Origin of the sequence: Streptomyces boluensis (assembly GCF_009908195.1) — a bacterium.
In the GTDB taxonomy this organism is placed as follows: Bacteria; Actinomycetota; Actinomycetes; order Streptomycetales; family Streptomycetaceae; genus Streptomyces; species Streptomyces boluensis.
In genome coordinates this window covers 1-15,699 of the sequence record NZ_JAAAHS010000162.1, presented here as the reverse complement: position 1 = coordinate 15,699, position 15,699 = coordinate 1, and the positions used below count along the sequence as shown (strand labels likewise).

The following is a 15,699-nucleotide window of genomic DNA, read 5'->3' as shown; positions in this document are numbered from 1 at the left end:
CCCCCCAAGCAACCTCCCCCCACCGAGCGGAGCCGCCGTACCCCCACACGTACCGGCGGGCCACCGCAGTGAATGGAGTCAGCCATGCAGAAGAACCGGAAGCTCGCCGTCGCCCTGGGTGTCGGTGTCGCCCCGCTGGTCGCCCTGACCCTGTCGACCGGCTCGGCCAGTGCGCACGGCTATGTGAACTCGCCGCCCAGCAGGCAGGCGCAGTGCGCCGCGGGCACCGTCGAGTGCGGCGCGATCCAGCACGAGCCGCAGAGCGTGGAGGGCCCGAAGGGTCTGACGAGCTGCAGCGGCGGCAACGCGGCCTTCGCCGAGCTGGACGACGACAGCAAGGGCTGGGCGGTCACCCCGGTCGGCAGTTCGCAGCCGTTCACGTGGAAGCTGACGGCCCGGCACGCGACCAGCACCTGGCAGTACTACGTCGGCGGCAACAAGGTCGCGGAGTTCGACGACGGCGGCGCCCAGCCGGGCGAGACCGTCACCCACAACGTCGACCTCTCCGGTGCCAGCGGCAAGCAGAAGGTGCTCGCGGTCTGGAACATCGCCGACACGTCCAACGCCTTCTACGCGTGCATCGACGTGAACATCGGCGGCTGACACGGCAGTTGGCCGATGCTCCGCAGGGCCCGTCGCCGGGGGAGACCCCTCAGGTGGCGGGCCCTGTCGGCACGACCCGCAGACGCGGCGGCGCGGCCGGGCGCTCCCGCCGGTCGGCCAGCCGGTCCACCGGCCGGTCCGCGGGTGCGGCCTCGGCGCGCTCCGCCGTTGTGCCGGCCCGCGGGTGCAGGACCAGGGTCAGCCGGGTGAGCCCGCGCTCCCGCAGCGTGCTCGGCGTCTCCGTCAGCACCCGGCAGGTGGTGCTGCCCCAGGCCGGATCGGGGTGCCGCACCGGGCGTACCGCGCCGTCGTGGTCGAGTGCGGCCCGGCCCGTCCGGTCCATCCAGAGCGGAAGCCCCTGCTGGTACGCGGCGTTCATCAGCGGGTCGCGGGCGATGTCCTCGCGGATGACGCGCAACGTGGCATCCCGCTCGTACGCGTCGAGCGCGGCGGAGAACTGCGCGAGCAGCGGCAGGCACCAGCTCGTCTCGTGCTCCCGCAGCACGGTGCAGGCGTCCGGGTGGAACAGCGCGAAGCGCAGGAAGTTCTGCCCCGGCATCGCCTCGGGGCACTCCCGCACATCCCGGAAGAGGTCCTCGTACGCCGCGTTGGCGGCCAGCACGTTCCACGCGTGGTCGAGCAGCAGCGAGGGGTGGGGCGTCCCGGCGATCACCGCGGTGTAGTCGCGCAGATAGGCGCGCAGCTCCAACTCCCGCTCCGCGGACGCCGACCGGGGGCCGGTGGCGTCGCGGGTCCAGGGCTTGCGAGTGCCGGGAAGCCCGGCCGCCGGGTCATTCGTCATCGAGATCATTCGTCATCGAGACGCTGTCCCTCCCATGGAGTGAGACCGTTCCGTACGCGTGTCCGTGGGGTGGACCCTCGCGTGCCCGCCGCTGTCGCGGGCCCGGACCGCCCGCCGGAGCCTCACGGGGCGCGACCGTGCATTTCGTACGTTGTTGAAGGCGATACTCCTGGGCCGGATCACCGCATGTCAATGATCGTGGCATTTCCCGCCGTTGACCGAACGGTTCGCGCCACAGCTGTGGCGGGGTCTGGCCGTGATTGCCTGGAACGACTAACCTCCGGGCAGCCCCGGTTGTTGTCCAGAACCAGGGGTGCCCGGGGTCCGGGCAGCTGGTCCACGCATGCTCGCGGGGACGTCTGTCCAGGTCAGAGCCGCTGTCGGGGGACGGCCACCGGGTGTGGAACGCGCCTGCCGACAGTTGACCGATTTCGACGCCCCGAAGCGAACTCGACGTAGGAGATCCCCCGGTGACAGATGACATCTCGGTTTCCGGACCGGCAGCCGCCGGTCCGCTCTCCGCGGTCGTCGCCCGTGTCGCCGAACTCGCCGACCGGGTCGGCGCGAGGCGTGCCGAGGTGTTCGACGTGCCGCGCCTCTCCGCCGAGTCCGGGGTGCCGGCCGGGGTGGTCGCGGAACTCCTCGCCGGGCGGGCCGCCGGGGACTTCGACCTCCAGGCCCGTTTCCTGTGGCGCTTCGCGCTGCTGCGTGAGACCCGGCTCAAGCCGGACGGCCGCCGCTACACCCAGCAGGAGATCGCCGACGGCGCGGGCATGTCACGCCAGCAGGCCGGTGCCCTCATCAACGGCGACCGCCGCCCCACGATGGAGCACTGCGCCGCCATCCAGCGCTTCTTCAAGGTGCACGCGGGCTTCCTGACCGCCGAGGACACGGACGCCCTCGCCGCCGCGCTCCACCACGTGGAGGAGGAGCTGCGGCAGCGCCACTCCGCCAGGTCCGAACAGGAGCCGGCGGACGCCGCGGAGCCCACCGAGGCCGACTCGGGCACCGGCAGCGGCGAGGGACCCGACGCCCTGGAGCGGCTGCTCCAGCACCACGGAGTGCGCGGCATCGCCTGGCGCGCGGCCCAACTCCCCACCGACAAGCACCGGGACACGGTCACGGAGTGGCTGGACATGCTCCTGGAGAACGTGAAGCGGTCGGAGTCCTGAGCCCTGAGTCCTGAGCCCGCCACGGGCGCGTGCCCTCAGGCGCGCGCCCGTAGCGCCAGGACCTTGCGCGCCGCCGCGTGCGCGCCCGCCGCGGCGACCCCGGCGAGCGCCAGGCTCAGCGCCGCGTCCCGGGCGCGGGTGGGACGCAGAACGCCCGCGCGCCGCAGCCGGCCGCGCGCCCACAACGTGAACGGCACGACGAGCAGCGGCGAGGTGACCGAGCCCGGTGTGTACCCGCGTACGACGGCCGCCTGCCCGATGTGCACCAGGCCGTGCAGGCCGAAGCCGTTGAGGACGGTCTGGTAGAAGGCGGAGCGGCCACCCGTGCGGTGGCCGTCCGCGGCCGCGGCGGCGAAGACCACCGCCATCGCGCCCACCGCCGTGGCGAACTCCCGTCCCTGCAGCCCCTCCAGGCTCCGCCAGAGCCGCTCGGGCACCTGCGGGAAACGCCGCCGCAGCTCCGGCACCTGGGTGCGCGTCCAGCGCGGCACCGTGGCCAGCTCCTCCAGGTCGTGCAGCGCCCACGCGGCGAACAGGCCGAGGGTGACGCCCAGTTCGACCGCCCTGCCGCGTTCCGGCCCGTGTTCCGTACCGTGCTCCCCGTACTGGTCCATGCGCGGCAGTCTGCCAGGCGGTGCGCGCCGGCCGGCGGCGAGGGTGCGTCAGAAGTCCACGCTCACCCGGTCGTCGACCCGCGCCACGGCCTCCTGCCCGTACGCCTCGATGTACGCCTTCCGGATCTGCTCGAGCTGCGGGTCACGCGCGGCCGCCGACGCGGCCGGGTACAGCAGGATCAGCTCGTACGAACGCTCCCGCTCCACCGTGCCGTTGGCGTCCCGCCACTGGCCGCGCCCGCTCTGCACGGTCAGCCCCTCGGGGAAGCGCGGGGTCACCTCGCGGTCCACGAAGGACATGAACTGGCGCTCCGTCACATCCGGTCCGCCGTCGGGCCGTTCGGTGCCGAAAAGCAGCCGCGTCTCGACGTACGCGTCCCCGCGCGCCGAGGCCGCCGCCGGGCGCTCCTCATCGAGGGAGGCGTACGCGGCGGGCGCGCTGACGGTGAGCATCGTCAACGCGGCGGCAGCGACGGCGAGTCGGGTACGGGCGGTGGTGGTGCGCGGCATGCGGATCCCTCGATCGGAGCGGTGACGGAAGCGGTCGCCGGGGAGGAGCCCTCGGCGTCCGGTGCCGCTCACTATGGCAAGGGCCCGCGTCGATCCGCCCGGAACGCCGCGCACTGGACAGCCGGTCGGCGGTACTCGGGGTACTCGACGTACTTGACGTCCAACGGGCCGCCGTGCGCCGCCTGTTACCGGCTGGCCGAGCGGGACGGCGGAGCCGAACGGGACGTGCGCATCCACAGCGGCACCGTGCCGGTGATCCGGCACAGCGCCAGATACAGCGGGATCGGCGGCGTGTAGGGCGCGGTGCCCTCCGGCCGGTGCACCAGGCGGGGCGGGTACTTCCCGGCCGGGACCCGCGCCCCGGTCGCGTACCGCAGCGGAGCGGGCCAGTCCAGGGAGACCGCCGAACCCGACGGCACGAGCCACCACCAGCGCGAGCCGTCCGCGTAGACACAGCCGACGCGGGGCAGCCGGGCGCGGATCTGGCGCCCGTACTCCTCGGGCATGCCCACCGCGTCGCAGCCGAGCGGGGTCTTCATGCCGGGAGGCAGGTCGAGAGTGACGGCCTGGGCGCCGCGGGCCAGGGAGGCGAGCGTCGTCAGGGTCAGTACGCGCACGCCGTACCCCCTGTCCGTCCGCCCGCCGGTCCGCCTGTCCGTCCGCCTGTCCGTTCGCTTGTCCGGCCGCGGTGCGCGCCTTCGGCGCCGGCGTTCCGCCTCACGCGGCCGCCGCCTCGACGGCCGCCCGTGGCAGTTCGGCCCAGACCAACAGCCCGTGCCCCTCCGCCTCGGTGCCCCAGGCGGTGCTCACGGCGGAGACGAGGAGCAGGCCGCGGCCGTGGTCCTCGTCTCCGGAGCGCGCCGGGTGCGGGTGCGGGCCGCCGTTCTGGCCGGGGCCCTCGTCGCACACGGCTATCCGGACGCGGCCGGTGACGGGGTCGTCCGTGAGGTCGCAGACGATGCGGCTGCTGACGGTGTGCACGAGGGCGTTGGTGACGAGTTCGGAGACGACGAGCGCCGCCGTGTCACACGTGTCGTCGCACACCGCGAGGCGGGCGAGATGGGTGCGCGTCAACTGTCTGGCCCGCGCCACCGAATCGGGGCGTGCGGCCAGCTCGAAGCGGCAGCGGCGGTCGCCGAAGGGCGCCCCGGCAAGGGGCTGCGCAGTCTGGGTCTTACCGAGTGCCACGGCCGGTTCCTAACGGGGCGGACGAGTTCACGCATGCCACTATCTCCCCGCCGCGAACACTTGGCAAGCGCCACTCTGAAATATGCAGAGTGCAGTGTTCCTCGCGGGACGCCCGTGGCAGACTGCTTCCGCGCACGGCGACTTACACGTGCAGGGTCGGAATTCACCGCCGTTCCCACCCCCCGAATCGACAGCGATGGACCCAGCCAGGAGGCAGCAGTGAGCGAACCGCGGTCCGCTCCCACCGTGGGTCAGGTCGTGCTCGGCAAGCGCCTGCAGGAGCTGCGGGAGAGCGCCGGGCTCAAGCGCGAGGAGGCCGCCCGCGTCCTGCGCGTCGCCCCCGCCACGGTCCGCCGCATGGAGACCGCCGAGGTCACGCTGAAGATCCCGTATCTCCAGCTGCTCCTGAAGGCGTACGGCGTCGACGACGGGGAGGCCGACTCCTTCGTCACGCTCGCCGAGGACGCCAACCAGCCCGGCTGGTGGCAGCGTTACCACGACATCCTGCCGAGCTGGTTCAGCATGTACGTCAGCCTGGAGGGCGCGGCCAGCCTCATCAGGTCGTACGAACCGCACTTCGTGCCCGGTCTGCTGCAGACCGAGGAGTACGCGCGCGTGGTGATGCGTTCCGGTGCCGTCGGGCGGACCAGCGAAGCGGACATGGAGCGGCACGTGGCGCTGCGTATGCAGCGTCAGGAACTCCTCGACGGGGACGACGCCCCGAAGCTGTGGGTCGTCATGGACGAGACCGTGCTGCGCCGAGTGGTCGGCGGCCCCGAGGTGATGCGGGCCCAGCTCGACCGGCTCCTGGAAGCGACGGAGCGGCCCAATGTGACCCTCCAGCTCGCCGAGTTCTCGGCCGGTCACCACCCGGGCACGTACGGGCCGTTCGTGCTCTTCCGCTTCGGTGTGCCCGAGCTGCAGGACATGGTCTACGCCGAGTACCTCACCGGCGCGGTCTATCTGGACCGCCGCGCCGAGGTCGTGACGTACCTGGAGGTCATGGACCGGATGGCGGCGCAGTCGGCGACGGCGCATCGCACGAAGGAGATTCTCCGGACTCTCCGCAAGGAGCTGTGAATGGACCACATAACCGTCGAGGACCACGCCCGTGACCACGGCCGCGTCTACAACGGCATGCCCGCGCGTGAACTCGGTTCGGAGGGCTGGCACAAGCCCTGGAGCGGCGGCAACGGCGGCAACTGCGTCGAGGCCATGAAGCTCGACGACGGCCGGATCGCGGTGCGCCAGTCGGCCGACCCCGACGGCCCGGCCCTGATCTACAGCAGCTCCGAGATCCACGCCTTCATCCAGGGCGCGAAGTCCGGCCAGGCCGACTTCCTGCTTCCCTGACCCCGCGCCACTGTCCGTACCCCCTGCCTTACTTGGAGCGCGTCATGACCGGGCACGACCACGAGACCACCGAGCACGCCGGGCCTTCCGACCTTTCGGGGGGTGCGCGCATCGACACCACGACGCCGCACCCGGCGCGGATGTACGACTGGTTCCTCGGCGGCAAGGACAACTACCCGGTCGACGTGGAGATGGGCAAGCAGCTCGTCGCCATGGAACCGCGCACCATGGTCATGGCCCGCGCCAACCGTGCCTTCATGGAGCGCGGCATCCGCTGGCTCGCGAAGCAGGGCGTACGCCAGTTCCTGGACATCGGCACCGGCATCCCGACCGAGCCGAACCTGCACCAGATCGCGCAGCGCGTCACCCCCGAGGCCCGCGTCGTCTACTGCGACAACGACCCGATCGTGCTGCGGCACGCCGAGGCCCTGCTGCGCTCCACGCCGGAGGGCGTCACGGAGTACGTGCAGGCCGACGCGCGCGAGCCGCAGAGCATCGTCGAACAGGCCCGCAAGGTCCTGGACTTCACCGAGCCGGTGGCGCTGTCCCTGATCGCGCTGCTGCACTTCGTCTCCGACGAGCAGGGCGCCCACGAGCTGGTGCGGCGGCTCATGGACGAGCTGCCGTCCGGCAGTTACCTGATGCTGTCGCACGCCACCGGCGAGTTCGCCCCGGACACCGCGAACACGGCCACCGACATGTACCGCGCCCGCGGCCTCACCCTCGCGCTGCGCGACCGCGACGAGGTGGCCCGGTTCTTCGACGGCCTCGAACTCGTCGAGCCCGGCGTGGAGGTCGTCACCCACTGGCGTCCGGAGCTCGGCGAGACCGGGCTCCCGGCAGATGAGTCGGACGACTCCGACGACTCGGACGCGCCGATCCCGGGCTTCGTGGGCGTCGGCCGCAAGCCGTAACTCCTTCTTCAGGCCGTGGCGTCCGGTGGCAGGGCCGCGCACAGGGCGTCCACGGCCGCGGGGTAGACGCGTTCGGGCGGCGTCGCGTACCCCACGACCAGGCCCTCGCGGAGCGGACCGGTCGCGTTCGGGTGCCGGAACCCGGCCAGGCCGTCCACGTCCACGCCCTGCCAGCGGGCCGCCTTCAGCGTCGACGGCTCGGTGCCGGGCGGCAGCCGGAGCACCGCGTGCAGGCCCGCCGCGACCCCGGTCACCTCGATGTGCGGGGCGCGCCGCGCCAGTTCGCGTACGAGCAGGTCGCGGCGGCGCCGGTAGGCGAGCCGCATCCGCCGCACATGACGGTCGTACGCGCCGCAGGCGATGAGGTCCGCGAGCGTCAACTGGTCGGTCACGCCCGCCCAGGCCTCCCGCTCGCCCTTGACCCTGAGCACCTGCTCGACCAGGTGTTCAGGGAGCACCATCCAGCCCAGACGCAGCGCGGGCGACAGGCTCTTGCTGACCGAGCCGAGGTGGACCACCCGCTCCGGGTCGAGGCCCTGCAGCGCGCCGACCGGGCGGCGGTCGTAACGGAACTCGCCGTCGTAGTCGTCCTCAAGTACCAGGGCGCCACGCGCGCGTGCCCAGTCGACGGCCGCCGCGCGCCGCTCCGCGTGCAGCGGTCCACCGGTCGGGAACTGGTGCGCGGGGGACAGGAGCACGGCCTTTTGCGCGCCCAACTCGTCGATACGCGCGCCCTGTTCGTCAAGCGGCAGCGGCACCGTGCGCACCCCCGCGTCGGCCAGCAGCGCGCGATGGAAGCCGAGCCCGTACTCCTCGACGGCCAGCGGCCCCGACAGCACACCGTGCCCGCGCCCGCCCGCCCCGCCGAACAGCAGCCGCAGGGCGTGTGCGAACCCGGAGCACACCACGATCCGCTCCGGCGCTGCCCGTACCCCACGCGCGCGCGTCAGGTACTCGGCGAGCACTGTGCGCAGTTCGATACGCCCCTGCGGGTCCTGCGGGCCGAACGCCTCGTGCGGGGCCGCGTTCAGGGCCCGGCGCGCCGACGCCAGCCAGGCCGTACGCGGGAACGACAGGGCGTCCGGCTGGCCCTGCCGCAGGTCGAAACGGGCTCCACGCGCGTGTGCGGGTGTTTTCTTCGGTACGCGTACGGGCCGTGCGGGTGCGGTCCGCTCGGCGACCCGGGTGCCCGAGCCCTGCCGCGCGACGAGCCAGCCCTCGGCGACCAGCTCCGCGTACACCTCGGCCACGGTGTTGCGGGCGACGCCGAGGTCGGTGGCGAGGGCGCGGTAGGGCGGCAGCGGCGTGCCGGCCGCGAGCCGGCCCGAGCGCACGGCGGTACGCAGCGCGTCGAGCAGGGCGGCGCGGCGGCTGCCGTCGGGGGAGAGGTCCAGGTGCAGGTCGGAACCGGTGCCCGAGGGGGCGACCGGTACCTGGAGTTCGGAATTGACCTTGCCAACTGCCATGGAATTGCACCCTACAGGGGGTCTTTCACGCCCGTAGATTCATGGTCATGACGAACCGGACGATCACTCAGACGGCTACGCAGACCGCTACGCAGACCGTGACCCGCGTGAACTTCGCGAAGGCCGCGCCCCGCGCCTTCAAGGCGCTGATCGGCTTCGACGCCGCCTCCCGCGAAGGGCTCGACCCCGCCCTGGTGGAGCTGGTGCAGATCCGTTCCTCGCAGCTCAACGGCTGCGCGTACTGCCTCCACATGCACACCGGCGACGCCCGCAAGGCCGGGGAGAGCGAGGAGCGGCTGCACATGGTGAGTGTGTGGAAGGAGGCCCGGCACTTCTTCACCGAGCGGGAGCAGGCCGCGCTCGCCCTCGCCGAGGCCGTGACCCTGGTCGCGCGCGACGGCGTACCGGACGACGTGTACGCACAGGCCGCCGCCCTCTTCACCGAGGAGGAACTCGGGCGCCTGCTCGCCCTCATGGCCACCATCAACACCTGGAACCGCATCGCCCTCGCCACCGGCAAGGTCGCGGGCACGGACGAACGCACCGGCTGAACGCACCGGCTGAACGCACCCGCTGAACGCACCGGCTGGACAAGGGAGTCGGGGGGCCGAAGGGCCGGGGGAGCAGCGGGGTCTACGCTGACGGCGCGCACCGCGGACGATCATCGCGGGCGTTCACTGAGGAGGGGTGGAATGGCCGGGCTGCCGCGCTGTGCCGTGCTCGACGACTACCAGGGCGTGGCCCTGTCGACGGCCGACTGGTCGCCGCTGGCCGACTCTGTCGACGTACGGGCCGTGCGCCGGTACCTGCCCGACGAGGACGCTGTCGTCGCGGAGATCGCCGACTGCGAGATCGTCGTGATCATGCGTGAACGCACCCCGTTCCCCGACTCGTTGTTCGCCCGGCTGCCCCGGCTGCGGCTCCTGATCACCTCCGGGATGCGCAACGCCTCCGTCGACCTCGCCGCCGCGGCCCGGCACGGCGTGACGGTGTGCGGCACGCCCAGCAACTCCGAGCCGCCCGCCGAACTCACCTGGGCCCTGCTCCTCGGCCTCGCCCGCCACGTCCTGCCCGAGGGCGGCGCCCTGCGCGGCGGCGGGCCCTGGCAGTCCACGCTCGGCGCCGACCTGCACGGGCGGCGCCTCGGCGTCGTCGGCCTCGGCAAGATCGGCACCCGGGTCGCCCGGGTCGGCCGCGCCTTCGGCATGGACGTCACCGCCTGGAGCCAGAACCTCACCGCGGAGCGCGCGGCCGCCGCCGACGCCGAGCTCGCCGGCTCCCTCGACGAACTGCTCTCCCGCAGCGACTTCGTCTCCCTGCACGTCCAGTTGAGCGACCGTACGCGCGGGATCATCGGCGAGGCCGAGCTGCGCCGGATGCGGCCCACCGCGTATCTGGTGAACACCTCACGCTCCGGGCTCGTGGACCAGGAGGCGCTGGTACGTGCCCTGCGCGAGGGCTGGATCGCGGGTGCGGGCGCCGATGTGTTCGACGAGGAGCCCCTGCCCGCCACCCACCCGCTGCGCACAGCCCCCAACTTCCTCGGCCTCCCGCACCTCGGCTACGTCACCCGCCGCAACTACGAGGGCTACTTCCGGGGCGCGGTCGAGGACATCGCGGCGTATCTGGCGGGGGAACCGGTGCGGGTGCTCTGACCGGTTTCAGGGGTCCCGCCGGTTGCAGGGGTTCAGCTGGGTTCGGGGGTTCACCTGCGTTCAGGTTCCGCCGGGTTCAGGTTCCTGCGCGGCGCCAGTCGTCCAGGACGCGTTCCACCGCCGCCGTCACCCGCTGGCGCGCTCGGTCCCGCGCCACCCCGGCCGTAAGGAGCGCGTCGTACTCCGTGTCGTCGTGCCGTACCGCCGCCCGTACCGCGGCCGTGACCGCGACGGGGTCCAGGGCGCGTCCGGCGGCGCTGCGCCCCACCCGGCCGCTGCCGCGAACGGACGCGTGCGCCGCGACGGCCTCGGCGCGCTCGGCCGGACAGCCGGGGAACAGCGTCCGGATCCGCTCCGCGAACGCCGCCGCGAACCGCACGTCCGCCGCCGCCCGCCGGGCCGCGTCCCGCTCCCTGCGCCGGGCCCGCGCCTCGGCGTCCGCCAGACAGCGGCGCTCGGCGAGCGCGAGCGCGGCCTCCTCGACGAGGACGCCCTGACGCTCGTACCGCCGCCGCCTGCGGTCGTGCCGCACCACGACCACGGAGCGCGAACTCGCCTCCCTGGCACGGCGGGTGAGCGCGGTGTCGCCGCGCGGCAGGTACACCAGGTGCCCGATGCCCGCGCAGTCCAGACAGCGCGGCGCGCCGTCCGCGAGCACAAGCAGCGGCAGCGGCCCGGCCGCACACCGAGCGCAGTGCCGCGCCCGCCGCGGCTCGACCGCCACCAGGTCCGTCGCCGCCAGGTCTGTCGCCGCCAGGTCCGTGCCGGTGGTGGCGGCCGCGCGCCGTCGCGTGTTCAGGCGGCCAGCGTGAGGACGAGGGAGGCGCACGCGGCGAGCGCCGCGCCGCCCCGCACATGGTTCCAGGCCGTCCACTCGCGTACGAACGTCCGCCAGGGCTCGACGCTCTCCGGCGCCTCGGGGTCGAGCTTCGCGAGCGCCTCGTTGCGCGGGATGTTGGCCGCCACGGTCACGCCGAACGAGCCGACGAGGAACAGCGCGCAGCCGAGCAGCGCCGCGAGCGTCCCCGGGTCGGGCCACAGCACGAACGTCACCACCGCCACCACCGCGCACACGCCCGCCGTGCCGACGAACACCCCCAGGAACCAGGGGTTGATGATCAGGACGTTCAGCTGCTGCATCGCCGCCATGCCCTGCGCGGGCGGCAGCGCCCCGAACGTGCGCATCACCGAGGTCGAGAACGCGAAGAACACCCCGGCCGTCAGCCCGCAGCCGAGCGCGGCCACGAGAACCAGCACGAAATACGGTCCGTCGATCATGTCAACTCACCCATCCCCCTCGGTGCCACCGCCAACCCCCCTGCGGGCAGGGCGTGTTGATCCTGCCCGCAGCACCGGCCGTCGGCAAGCCGATTCCCGTACGCCGTCGGGGGCGCGCCCGCGGCCCGGCATCATGGCCCCGTGCGACTCGAACCGATCACCTGGGAACGCCTGACCGACGCCCTCGCCGACCGTGTCGCCGGGCTCGAAGCGGCCGACGGCGGCGCCTGGCCGCGGATCGCCGTCGACGGTGCACCCGCCGCCCCCACCGCCGACCTCGCCCACCGCCTCGCCGACGCCCTGCGGGTACGCGGCCGGCATCCGCTGGTCGTCAGCGCCCACGGCTTCCTGCGGCCCGCCTCGCTGCGTTTCGAGTACGGCCACCGGGACGCCGACTCGTACTACGACGGCTGGTTCGACACGGGCGCACTCTGGCGTGAGGTGTTCGGGCCGCTCGACCCCGGCGGCAGCGGCCGGGTGCTGCCGGACCTGTGGGACGCGGCGACCGACCGCGCGACCCGCAGCGCGTACGCCCAACTCCCGCCGGGCGGCGTGCTGTTGCTGCACGGCCCGTTCCTCCTCGGCAAGTGGTTCCCCTTCGACCTGAGCGTCCACCTCGCCCTGACCCCGGCCACGCTGCGCCGCCGCACCCCGCCCGACGAACAGTGGACGCTGCCCGCCTTCGCGCGCTACGCGGACGAGGTGGACCCGGCGGCGACGGCCGACGTACTCGTCCGGGCCGACGACCCGCGCCGTCCCGCGTGGCGGTAGTGGGTGCCTGTGGTGCCCGTAGCGCCAGTGGTGCGGACGCGGGGGCGTGGAGCGGTGTCGGGGCGGGGCCGCGGCGCGCGCGGGTGCGGGGTCCCGGGAGCCGGACGAGAATGAGTCGCGCCGGTACCCGTCGGCGCCCTCCGCGCGCCGCGCCGGAAGCCCGGCCCTGGAGCCCGTTCGTACGGGCAGGACATTCGTACGGGCAGGACACAGGGACATGGGCCTATGGGAGGCACACCATGACCACTGCCGGAGACATCATGCACCGCGGCGCCCAGTGGATCCCCGCACACGAAACCCTCGACCGGGCCGCGCAGTTGATGCGCCAGCTCAATGTGGGCGCCCTGCCGATCAGCGACGAGAACGAGCGGCTCTGCGGCATCCTCACCGACCGTGACATCGTCGTCGGATGTGTGGCCATGGGGCACGACCCGGCGCAGGTCACGGCGGGCGAGATGGCCAAGGGCACGCCCCGCTGGATCGAGTCCGACGCCGATGTCGACGCGGTCCTCCAGGAGATGCAGGGCCACCAGATCCGCCGCCTGCCGGTCATCGAGGACAAGCGGCTCGTCGGCATGATCAGCGAGGCCGACCTCGCCAAGCACCTGTCGGAGGAGCAGATCGCGGGCTGGGTGGAGAGCGTGTACGCGAAGGGGTAGCGGGGCCACCCCCCCCACAGGGCGCTGAGGCGGTCCGGACCGGCGGTGCGATTGGCCGGTGCAAAAAGGGATTAACTGTGACAATCGCGTCATGACGCAGACGCGAACCCACGGGTACCTCCTCGACCCCCGCCCGACCGGAGCCGGATCGTCCTCCGACGCCCACGCCGCCGCGAGCGCGGCACTCTACGACGCCAGCACCTTCCGGCACTTCGAGCGCCTCGGCGTGGGCCCCGGCTGGCGCTGCTGGGAGGTCGGCGCGGGTGGCACGTCCGTACTCGCCTGGCTGGCCAAGCGGGTCGGCCCGACCGGCCGGGTCCTCGGCACCGACCTGGACACCGCCCGCGCCGCTGCCGCCGCCCGCCCCCCGATCGAGGTGCTGCGCCACGACGTGTCCGTGCAGGACCCGCCGGGTGAGGGCTTCGACCTGGTCCACGCCCGGCTCGTACTCGCCCGCGTCACCGACCGCGAACGTGCCCTGCGGACCATGGTCAAGTCGCTGCGCCCCGGCGGGCGTCTGCTCGTCGAGGACGCCGACATCGCGCTCCAGCCGCTGGCCTGCCCCGACGAGCACAGCGCGGCCCAGCAGCTGGCCAATCACGTACGCGGCGGCCTGTACAGCCTGCTCGCCGAGCGCGGCGCCGACCCGGCCTACGGCCGCAGGCTGCCGCGGCTGCTGCGCGAGACCGGCCTCGTCCAGGTCGAGGCCGAGGCGTACTTCCCGCTGACCTCGCCCGCGGCCGCCGCCCTGGAGACCGTCACGGTCCAGCAGGCCCGCGAACGCCTCGTCAACCGAGGCCTCGTCACGGACGCGGACATCGACCGCTACCTCGCCCAGATCGCGAGCGGGACGCTGGATCTCTCGACACCGCCGATGATCGCCGCCTGGGGGCGGAAGGGGTAGGGCGCGGGTTCGGGTGTGCGGTTCGGGGTGCTGGCGCGGCTCGGGGTGCGGCGCGGTTCGGCGTGCGTGGTTCTCGGGGGCGGGGCGCGCACCCTTGTGCCCGTTCAGGCGCGCACCCTTGTGCCCGTTCATACGGGGCGCCCGCCCGTCTGCCGTACCGCTCGGGCTCCGGCGCGGCAGCCCTGCGCCGCCGCGTCCACCGCTCCGGCGCCCGCGAGCCGGCTCGCGAGGAAGGCGCCGGTGAACGCGTCGCCCGCGCCCGTGCTGTCCCGCGCGACCGACGGCACACCCGGCACCCGTACGGGGGCCGCCCCCGTCGCCGCCACCAGTGCGCCGTCGGGGCCCGCCGTGACGACCACCAGCGGGAACCGGTCCGCCAGCTTCGCCGCCGCGTCCGCGGGGTCCGGAAGCCCGGTGAGCAGGGCCGCCTCGTCCCGGTTGGGCAGCAGCACCTCCGCACCCTCGACCGCCTCCAGGAACCGGTCCACCCCGAGCTGCGCCAGGAACCCCGCCGACGCCGGGTCCACGCTCACCGGCACTCCACGCGCGCGTGCCGCCGCGAGCGCGAGGCGTGCCGTCGCCCGGCTCTCCTCCGCGAAGAACAGGTAGCCCGACAGGTGCAGTCGGGCCACCCCGTCGAGCAGGTCCGGCGACCAGTCGCCCTCGCTCAGCCGCAGCACCGCCCCGCTGTCCGTCAGGAACGTCCGCTCCGCCGCCGCGTCCACCAGGCAGATCACCGTGCCGGTCGCCGCCTCCTCGTCGACGACCAGGCGTGGCCGTACCCCGGCGGTACGCAACGCCTCCTCGTGCCACGCCGCCGACTCGGCGCCGACCCGCCCGAACAGCGTCACGTCGGCGCAGCCCCAACGGGCCGCCCAGCACGCCACGTTGGCACCCGCGCCGCCCGGCACGAGACGGATGGCCGCCGCCGTGTCGGTGCCGTGGGCCAGCGGCGCGCGGTGCCGCGCCACCACATCGGTGACGACATCGCCGACCACGAGCAGCCCCTTGGGCAGCCCGCGTGGTGTGGGCTCGGACTGGGTGGGCCCGGACTGGGCGGGCCCGGACGACCCAGTGGCGGACCCGTACGTTCCGCTCATCGGGACCACGCCGCCGCGACCCGCGCCGCCAGGCGCACATTTCCGCGTACCGCCGCCAGGTTGGCCCGCAGCGACGCCCCGTCCGTGTGCCGCACCAGATGGTCGAGCAGGAACGGGGTGACCGCCTGCCCCGTGACCCCCCGCTCCGCGCACGCCCGCAACGCCTCGTCCAGCACACGCGCGTGCAGCGCGGGATCGAGCTGCTCCGACTCGGCCACCGGGTTGGCCACGATCAGCGCGGAGTCGGGCCCGCCGAGCGCGTCCTGCGCCCGCAGCACCGCCGCCACCTCCTCGGGGGAGCGCACCGTCCAGTCCACCGGATGCCCCGAGTCCGTGAGGTAGAAGCCGGGGAACCGGTCCGTGCCGTACCCCACGACCCCCACACCGAGCGTCTCCAGGCGCTGGAGCGTCGCCGGCACGTCCAGAATCGACTTCACGCCCGCGCACACCACCGCGATCCGCGTACGCGCGAGGAGTGCCAGGTCGGCGGACTCGTCCTGGGTGACCGTCCACTGCCGGTGCACCCCGCCGAGCCCGCCCGTGGCGAACACCCGCACACCCGCGCGGGCGGCGAGGAAGGCCGTCGCGGACACCGTCGTCGCGCCGCTCGCCCCCGTCGCGAGCGCGGGTGCCAGGTCGCGGTGGCCCAGCTTCCGGATGTCGTCGCCGCTCGCGATCCGCTCCACCTGCCCCTTGTCGAGCCCCACCCT

20 protein-coding genes are annotated in these 15,699 nt (G+C 73.6%); 10 read left to right on the top strand and 10 right to left on the bottom strand.

Features of this window, described 5'->3' with window-relative positions:
* The first annotated feature begins 84 nt into the window (after positions 1-84).
* Positions 85-603 (top strand): lytic polysaccharide monooxygenase auxiliary activity family 9 protein, encoded by a 519-nt coding sequence (locus tag GUY60_RS20455; RefSeq protein WP_161699924.1) that lies wholly within the window; start codon positions 85-87, stop codon positions 601-603.
* A gap of 49 nt (positions 604-652) precedes the next feature.
* Here the strand turns inward: GUY60_RS20455 and GUY60_RS20450 are convergent, their stop codons facing one another.
* The gene (locus GUY60_RS20450) at positions 653-1,405 is read right to left on the bottom strand and encodes an MmyB family transcriptional regulator (RefSeq protein WP_161699922.1); all 753 of its coding nucleotides are present in this window, start codon (positions 1,403-1,405) and stop codon (positions 653-655) included.
* 470 nt (positions 1,406-1,875) lie between these two features.
* Between GUY60_RS20450 and GUY60_RS20445 the strand changes: the two genes are divergently transcribed.
* Positions 1,876-2,577, top strand: a complete 702-nt coding sequence (locus tag GUY60_RS20445; RefSeq protein ID WP_161699920.1) for a helix-turn-helix transcriptional regulator — start codon at positions 1,876-1,878, stop codon at positions 2,575-2,577.
* Positions 2,578-2,612: 35 nt separating this feature from the next.
* On the opposite strand, the gene GUY60_RS20440 is transcribed toward GUY60_RS20445, so the two are convergent.
* The 4 genes from GUY60_RS20440 to GUY60_RS20425 form a co-directional block, all read right to left on the bottom strand.
* Positions 2,613-3,191, bottom strand: coding sequence for an HXXEE domain-containing protein (locus GUY60_RS20440; RefSeq protein WP_161699919.1), 579 nt, complete (start codon positions 3,189-3,191; stop codon positions 2,613-2,615).
* A 48-nt stretch (positions 3,192-3,239) separates the two neighbouring features.
* The gene (locus GUY60_RS20435; RefSeq protein WP_161699917.1) at positions 3,240-3,701 is read right to left on the bottom strand and encodes a DUF3574 domain-containing protein; all 462 of its coding nucleotides are present in this window, start codon (positions 3,699-3,701) and stop codon (positions 3,240-3,242) included.
* A gap of 185 nt (positions 3,702-3,886) precedes the next feature.
* Positions 3,887-4,318, bottom strand: a complete 432-nt coding sequence (locus tag GUY60_RS20430; RefSeq protein WP_312866364.1) for a hypothetical protein — start codon at positions 4,316-4,318, stop codon at positions 3,887-3,889.
* 100 nt (positions 4,319-4,418) lie between these two features.
* Positions 4,419-4,889 carry an ATP-binding protein gene (locus tag GUY60_RS20425; protein WP_161699915.1) on the bottom strand — a complete coding sequence of 157 codons (471 nt, stop codon included), beginning with the start codon at positions 4,887-4,889 and terminating at the stop codon, positions 4,419-4,421.
* Between the two features lie 219 nt (positions 4,890-5,108).
* On the opposite strand from GUY60_RS20425, the gene GUY60_RS20420 reads away from it, so the two are divergent.
* From GUY60_RS20420 to GUY60_RS20410, 3 genes are read left to right on the top strand one after another with little or no spacing between them, the layout of a single operon-like run.
* Positions 5,109-5,969, top strand: a complete 861-nt coding sequence (locus GUY60_RS20420) for a Sco1979 family transcriptional regulator (RefSeq protein ID WP_161699913.1) — start codon at positions 5,109-5,111, stop codon at positions 5,967-5,969.
* On the top strand, positions 5,970-6,242 hold the full coding sequence (locus GUY60_RS20415) for a DUF397 domain-containing protein (RefSeq protein WP_161699911.1): 273 nt from the start codon (positions 5,970-5,972) through the stop codon (positions 6,240-6,242).
* A 44-nt stretch (positions 6,243-6,286) separates the two neighbouring features.
* Complete coding sequence (locus GUY60_RS20410; RefSeq protein WP_161699909.1) at positions 6,287-7,156, top strand: SAM-dependent methyltransferase; 870 nt, start codon at positions 6,287-6,289, stop codon at positions 7,154-7,156.
* 8 nt (positions 7,157-7,164) lie between these two features.
* Here GUY60_RS20410 and pdxR read toward each other — a convergent pair whose 3' ends face one another.
* Positions 7,165-8,622, bottom strand: coding sequence for a MocR-like pyridoxine biosynthesis transcription factor PdxR (gene pdxR / locus GUY60_RS20405; protein WP_161699907.1), 1,458 nt, complete (start codon positions 8,620-8,622; stop codon positions 7,165-7,167).
* Between the two features lie 47 nt (positions 8,623-8,669).
* Between pdxR and GUY60_RS20400 the strand changes: the two genes are divergently transcribed.
* Both GUY60_RS20400 and GUY60_RS20395 read left to right on the top strand, forming a co-directional pair.
* Positions 8,670-9,173 (top strand): carboxymuconolactone decarboxylase family protein, encoded by a 504-nt coding sequence (locus tag GUY60_RS20400; protein WP_246235343.1) that lies wholly within the window; start codon positions 8,670-8,672, stop codon positions 9,171-9,173.
* Between the two features lie 141 nt (positions 9,174-9,314).
* Positions 9,315-10,277, top strand: coding sequence for a D-2-hydroxyacid dehydrogenase family protein (locus GUY60_RS20395; RefSeq protein WP_161699903.1), 963 nt, complete (start codon positions 9,315-9,317; stop codon positions 10,275-10,277).
* Positions 10,278-10,353: 76 nt separating this feature from the next.
* On the opposite strand, the gene GUY60_RS20390 is transcribed toward GUY60_RS20395, so the two are convergent.
* On the bottom strand, positions 10,354-11,019 hold the full coding sequence (locus GUY60_RS20390) for a DUF2293 domain-containing protein (RefSeq protein ID WP_376771282.1): 666 nt from the start codon (positions 11,017-11,019) through the stop codon (positions 10,354-10,356).
* Positions 11,020-11,072: 53 nt separating this feature from the next.
* The gene (locus tag GUY60_RS20385; RefSeq protein ID WP_161699901.1) at positions 11,073-11,555 is read right to left on the bottom strand and encodes an anthrone oxygenase family protein; all 483 of its coding nucleotides are present in this window, start codon (positions 11,553-11,555) and stop codon (positions 11,073-11,075) included.
* 141 nt (positions 11,556-11,696) lie between these two features.
* Between GUY60_RS20385 and GUY60_RS20380 the strand changes: the two genes are divergently transcribed.
* From GUY60_RS20380 to GUY60_RS20370, 3 genes are all read left to right on the top strand, one after another.
* Entirely contained in the window at positions 11,697-12,326 is a 630-nt protein-coding gene (locus GUY60_RS20380) for a nucleoside/nucleotide kinase family protein (protein ID WP_161699899.1), read from the top strand.
* Between the two features lie 239 nt (positions 12,327-12,565).
* Entirely contained in the window at positions 12,566-12,985 is a 420-nt protein-coding gene (locus GUY60_RS20375; protein WP_161699897.1) for a CBS domain-containing protein, read from the top strand.
* Between the two features lie 91 nt (positions 12,986-13,076).
* Positions 13,077-13,889: a methyltransferase gene (locus tag GUY60_RS20370; RefSeq protein ID WP_161699895.1), complete on the top strand. Its 813-nt coding sequence runs from the start codon at positions 13,077-13,079 to the stop codon at positions 13,887-13,889.
* Between the two features lie 128 nt (positions 13,890-14,017).
* Here GUY60_RS20370 and GUY60_RS20365 read toward each other — a convergent pair whose 3' ends face one another.
* Together GUY60_RS20365 and GUY60_RS20360 are read right to left on the bottom strand one after the other, a co-directional pair.
* The gene (locus GUY60_RS20365; RefSeq protein ID WP_161699893.1) at positions 14,018-14,989 is read right to left on the bottom strand and encodes a carbohydrate kinase family protein; all 972 of its coding nucleotides are present in this window, start codon (positions 14,987-14,989) and stop codon (positions 14,018-14,020) included.
* Positions 14,986-15,699 (bottom strand): pseudouridine-5'-phosphate glycosidase (locus GUY60_RS20360; RefSeq protein WP_161699891.1); only part of this gene is annotated, 714 nt, incomplete at its 5' end. The genes GUY60_RS20365 and GUY60_RS20360, both read right to left, overlap by 4 nt.

Bases quoted from the DNA above. Each gene is read 5' to 3' on its own strand.
- GUY60_RS20435 (WP_161699917.1), bottom strand. From the start codon at position 3,701: ATGCCGCGCACCACCACCGCCCGTACCCGACTCGCCGTCGCTGCCGCC.
- pdxR (WP_161699907.1), bottom strand. From the start codon at position 8,622: ATGGCAGTTGGCAAGGTCAATTCCGAACTCCAGGTACCGGTCGCCCCC.
- GUY60_RS20400 (WP_246235343.1), top strand. From the start codon at position 8,670: ATGACGAACCGGACGATCACTCAGACGGCTACGCAGACCGCTACGCAG.
- GUY60_RS20415 (WP_161699911.1), top strand. From the start codon at position 5,970: ATGGACCACATAACCGTCGAGGACCACGCCCGTGACCACGGCCGCGTC.
- GUY60_RS20375 (WP_161699897.1), top strand. From the start codon at position 12,566: ATGACCACTGCCGGAGACATCATGCACCGCGGCGCCCAGTGGATCCCC.
- GUY60_RS20370 (WP_161699895.1), top strand. From the start codon at position 13,077: ATGACGCAGACGCGAACCCACGGGTACCTCCTCGACCCCCGCCCGACC.
- GUY60_RS20410 (WP_161699909.1), top strand. From the start codon at position 6,287: ATGACCGGGCACGACCACGAGACCACCGAGCACGCCGGGCCTTCCGAC.
- GUY60_RS20450 (WP_161699922.1), bottom strand. From the start codon at position 1,405: ATGACGAATGACCCGGCGGCCGGGCTTCCCGGCACTCGCAAGCCCTGG.
- GUY60_RS20385 (WP_161699901.1), bottom strand. From the start codon at position 11,555: ATGATCGACGGACCGTATTTCGTGCTGGTTCTCGTGGCCGCGCTCGGC.
- GUY60_RS20365 (WP_161699893.1), bottom strand. From the start codon at position 14,989: ATGAGCGGAACGTACGGGTCCGCCACTGGGTCGTCCGGGCCCGCCCAG.
- GUY60_RS20440 (WP_161699919.1), bottom strand. From the start codon at position 3,191: ATGGACCAGTACGGGGAGCACGGTACGGAACACGGGCCGGAACGCGGC.
- GUY60_RS20455 (WP_161699924.1), top strand. From the start codon at position 85: ATGCAGAAGAACCGGAAGCTCGCCGTCGCCCTGGGTGTCGGTGTCGCC.
- GUY60_RS20395 (WP_161699903.1), top strand. From the start codon at position 9,315: ATGGCCGGGCTGCCGCGCTGTGCCGTGCTCGACGACTACCAGGGCGTG.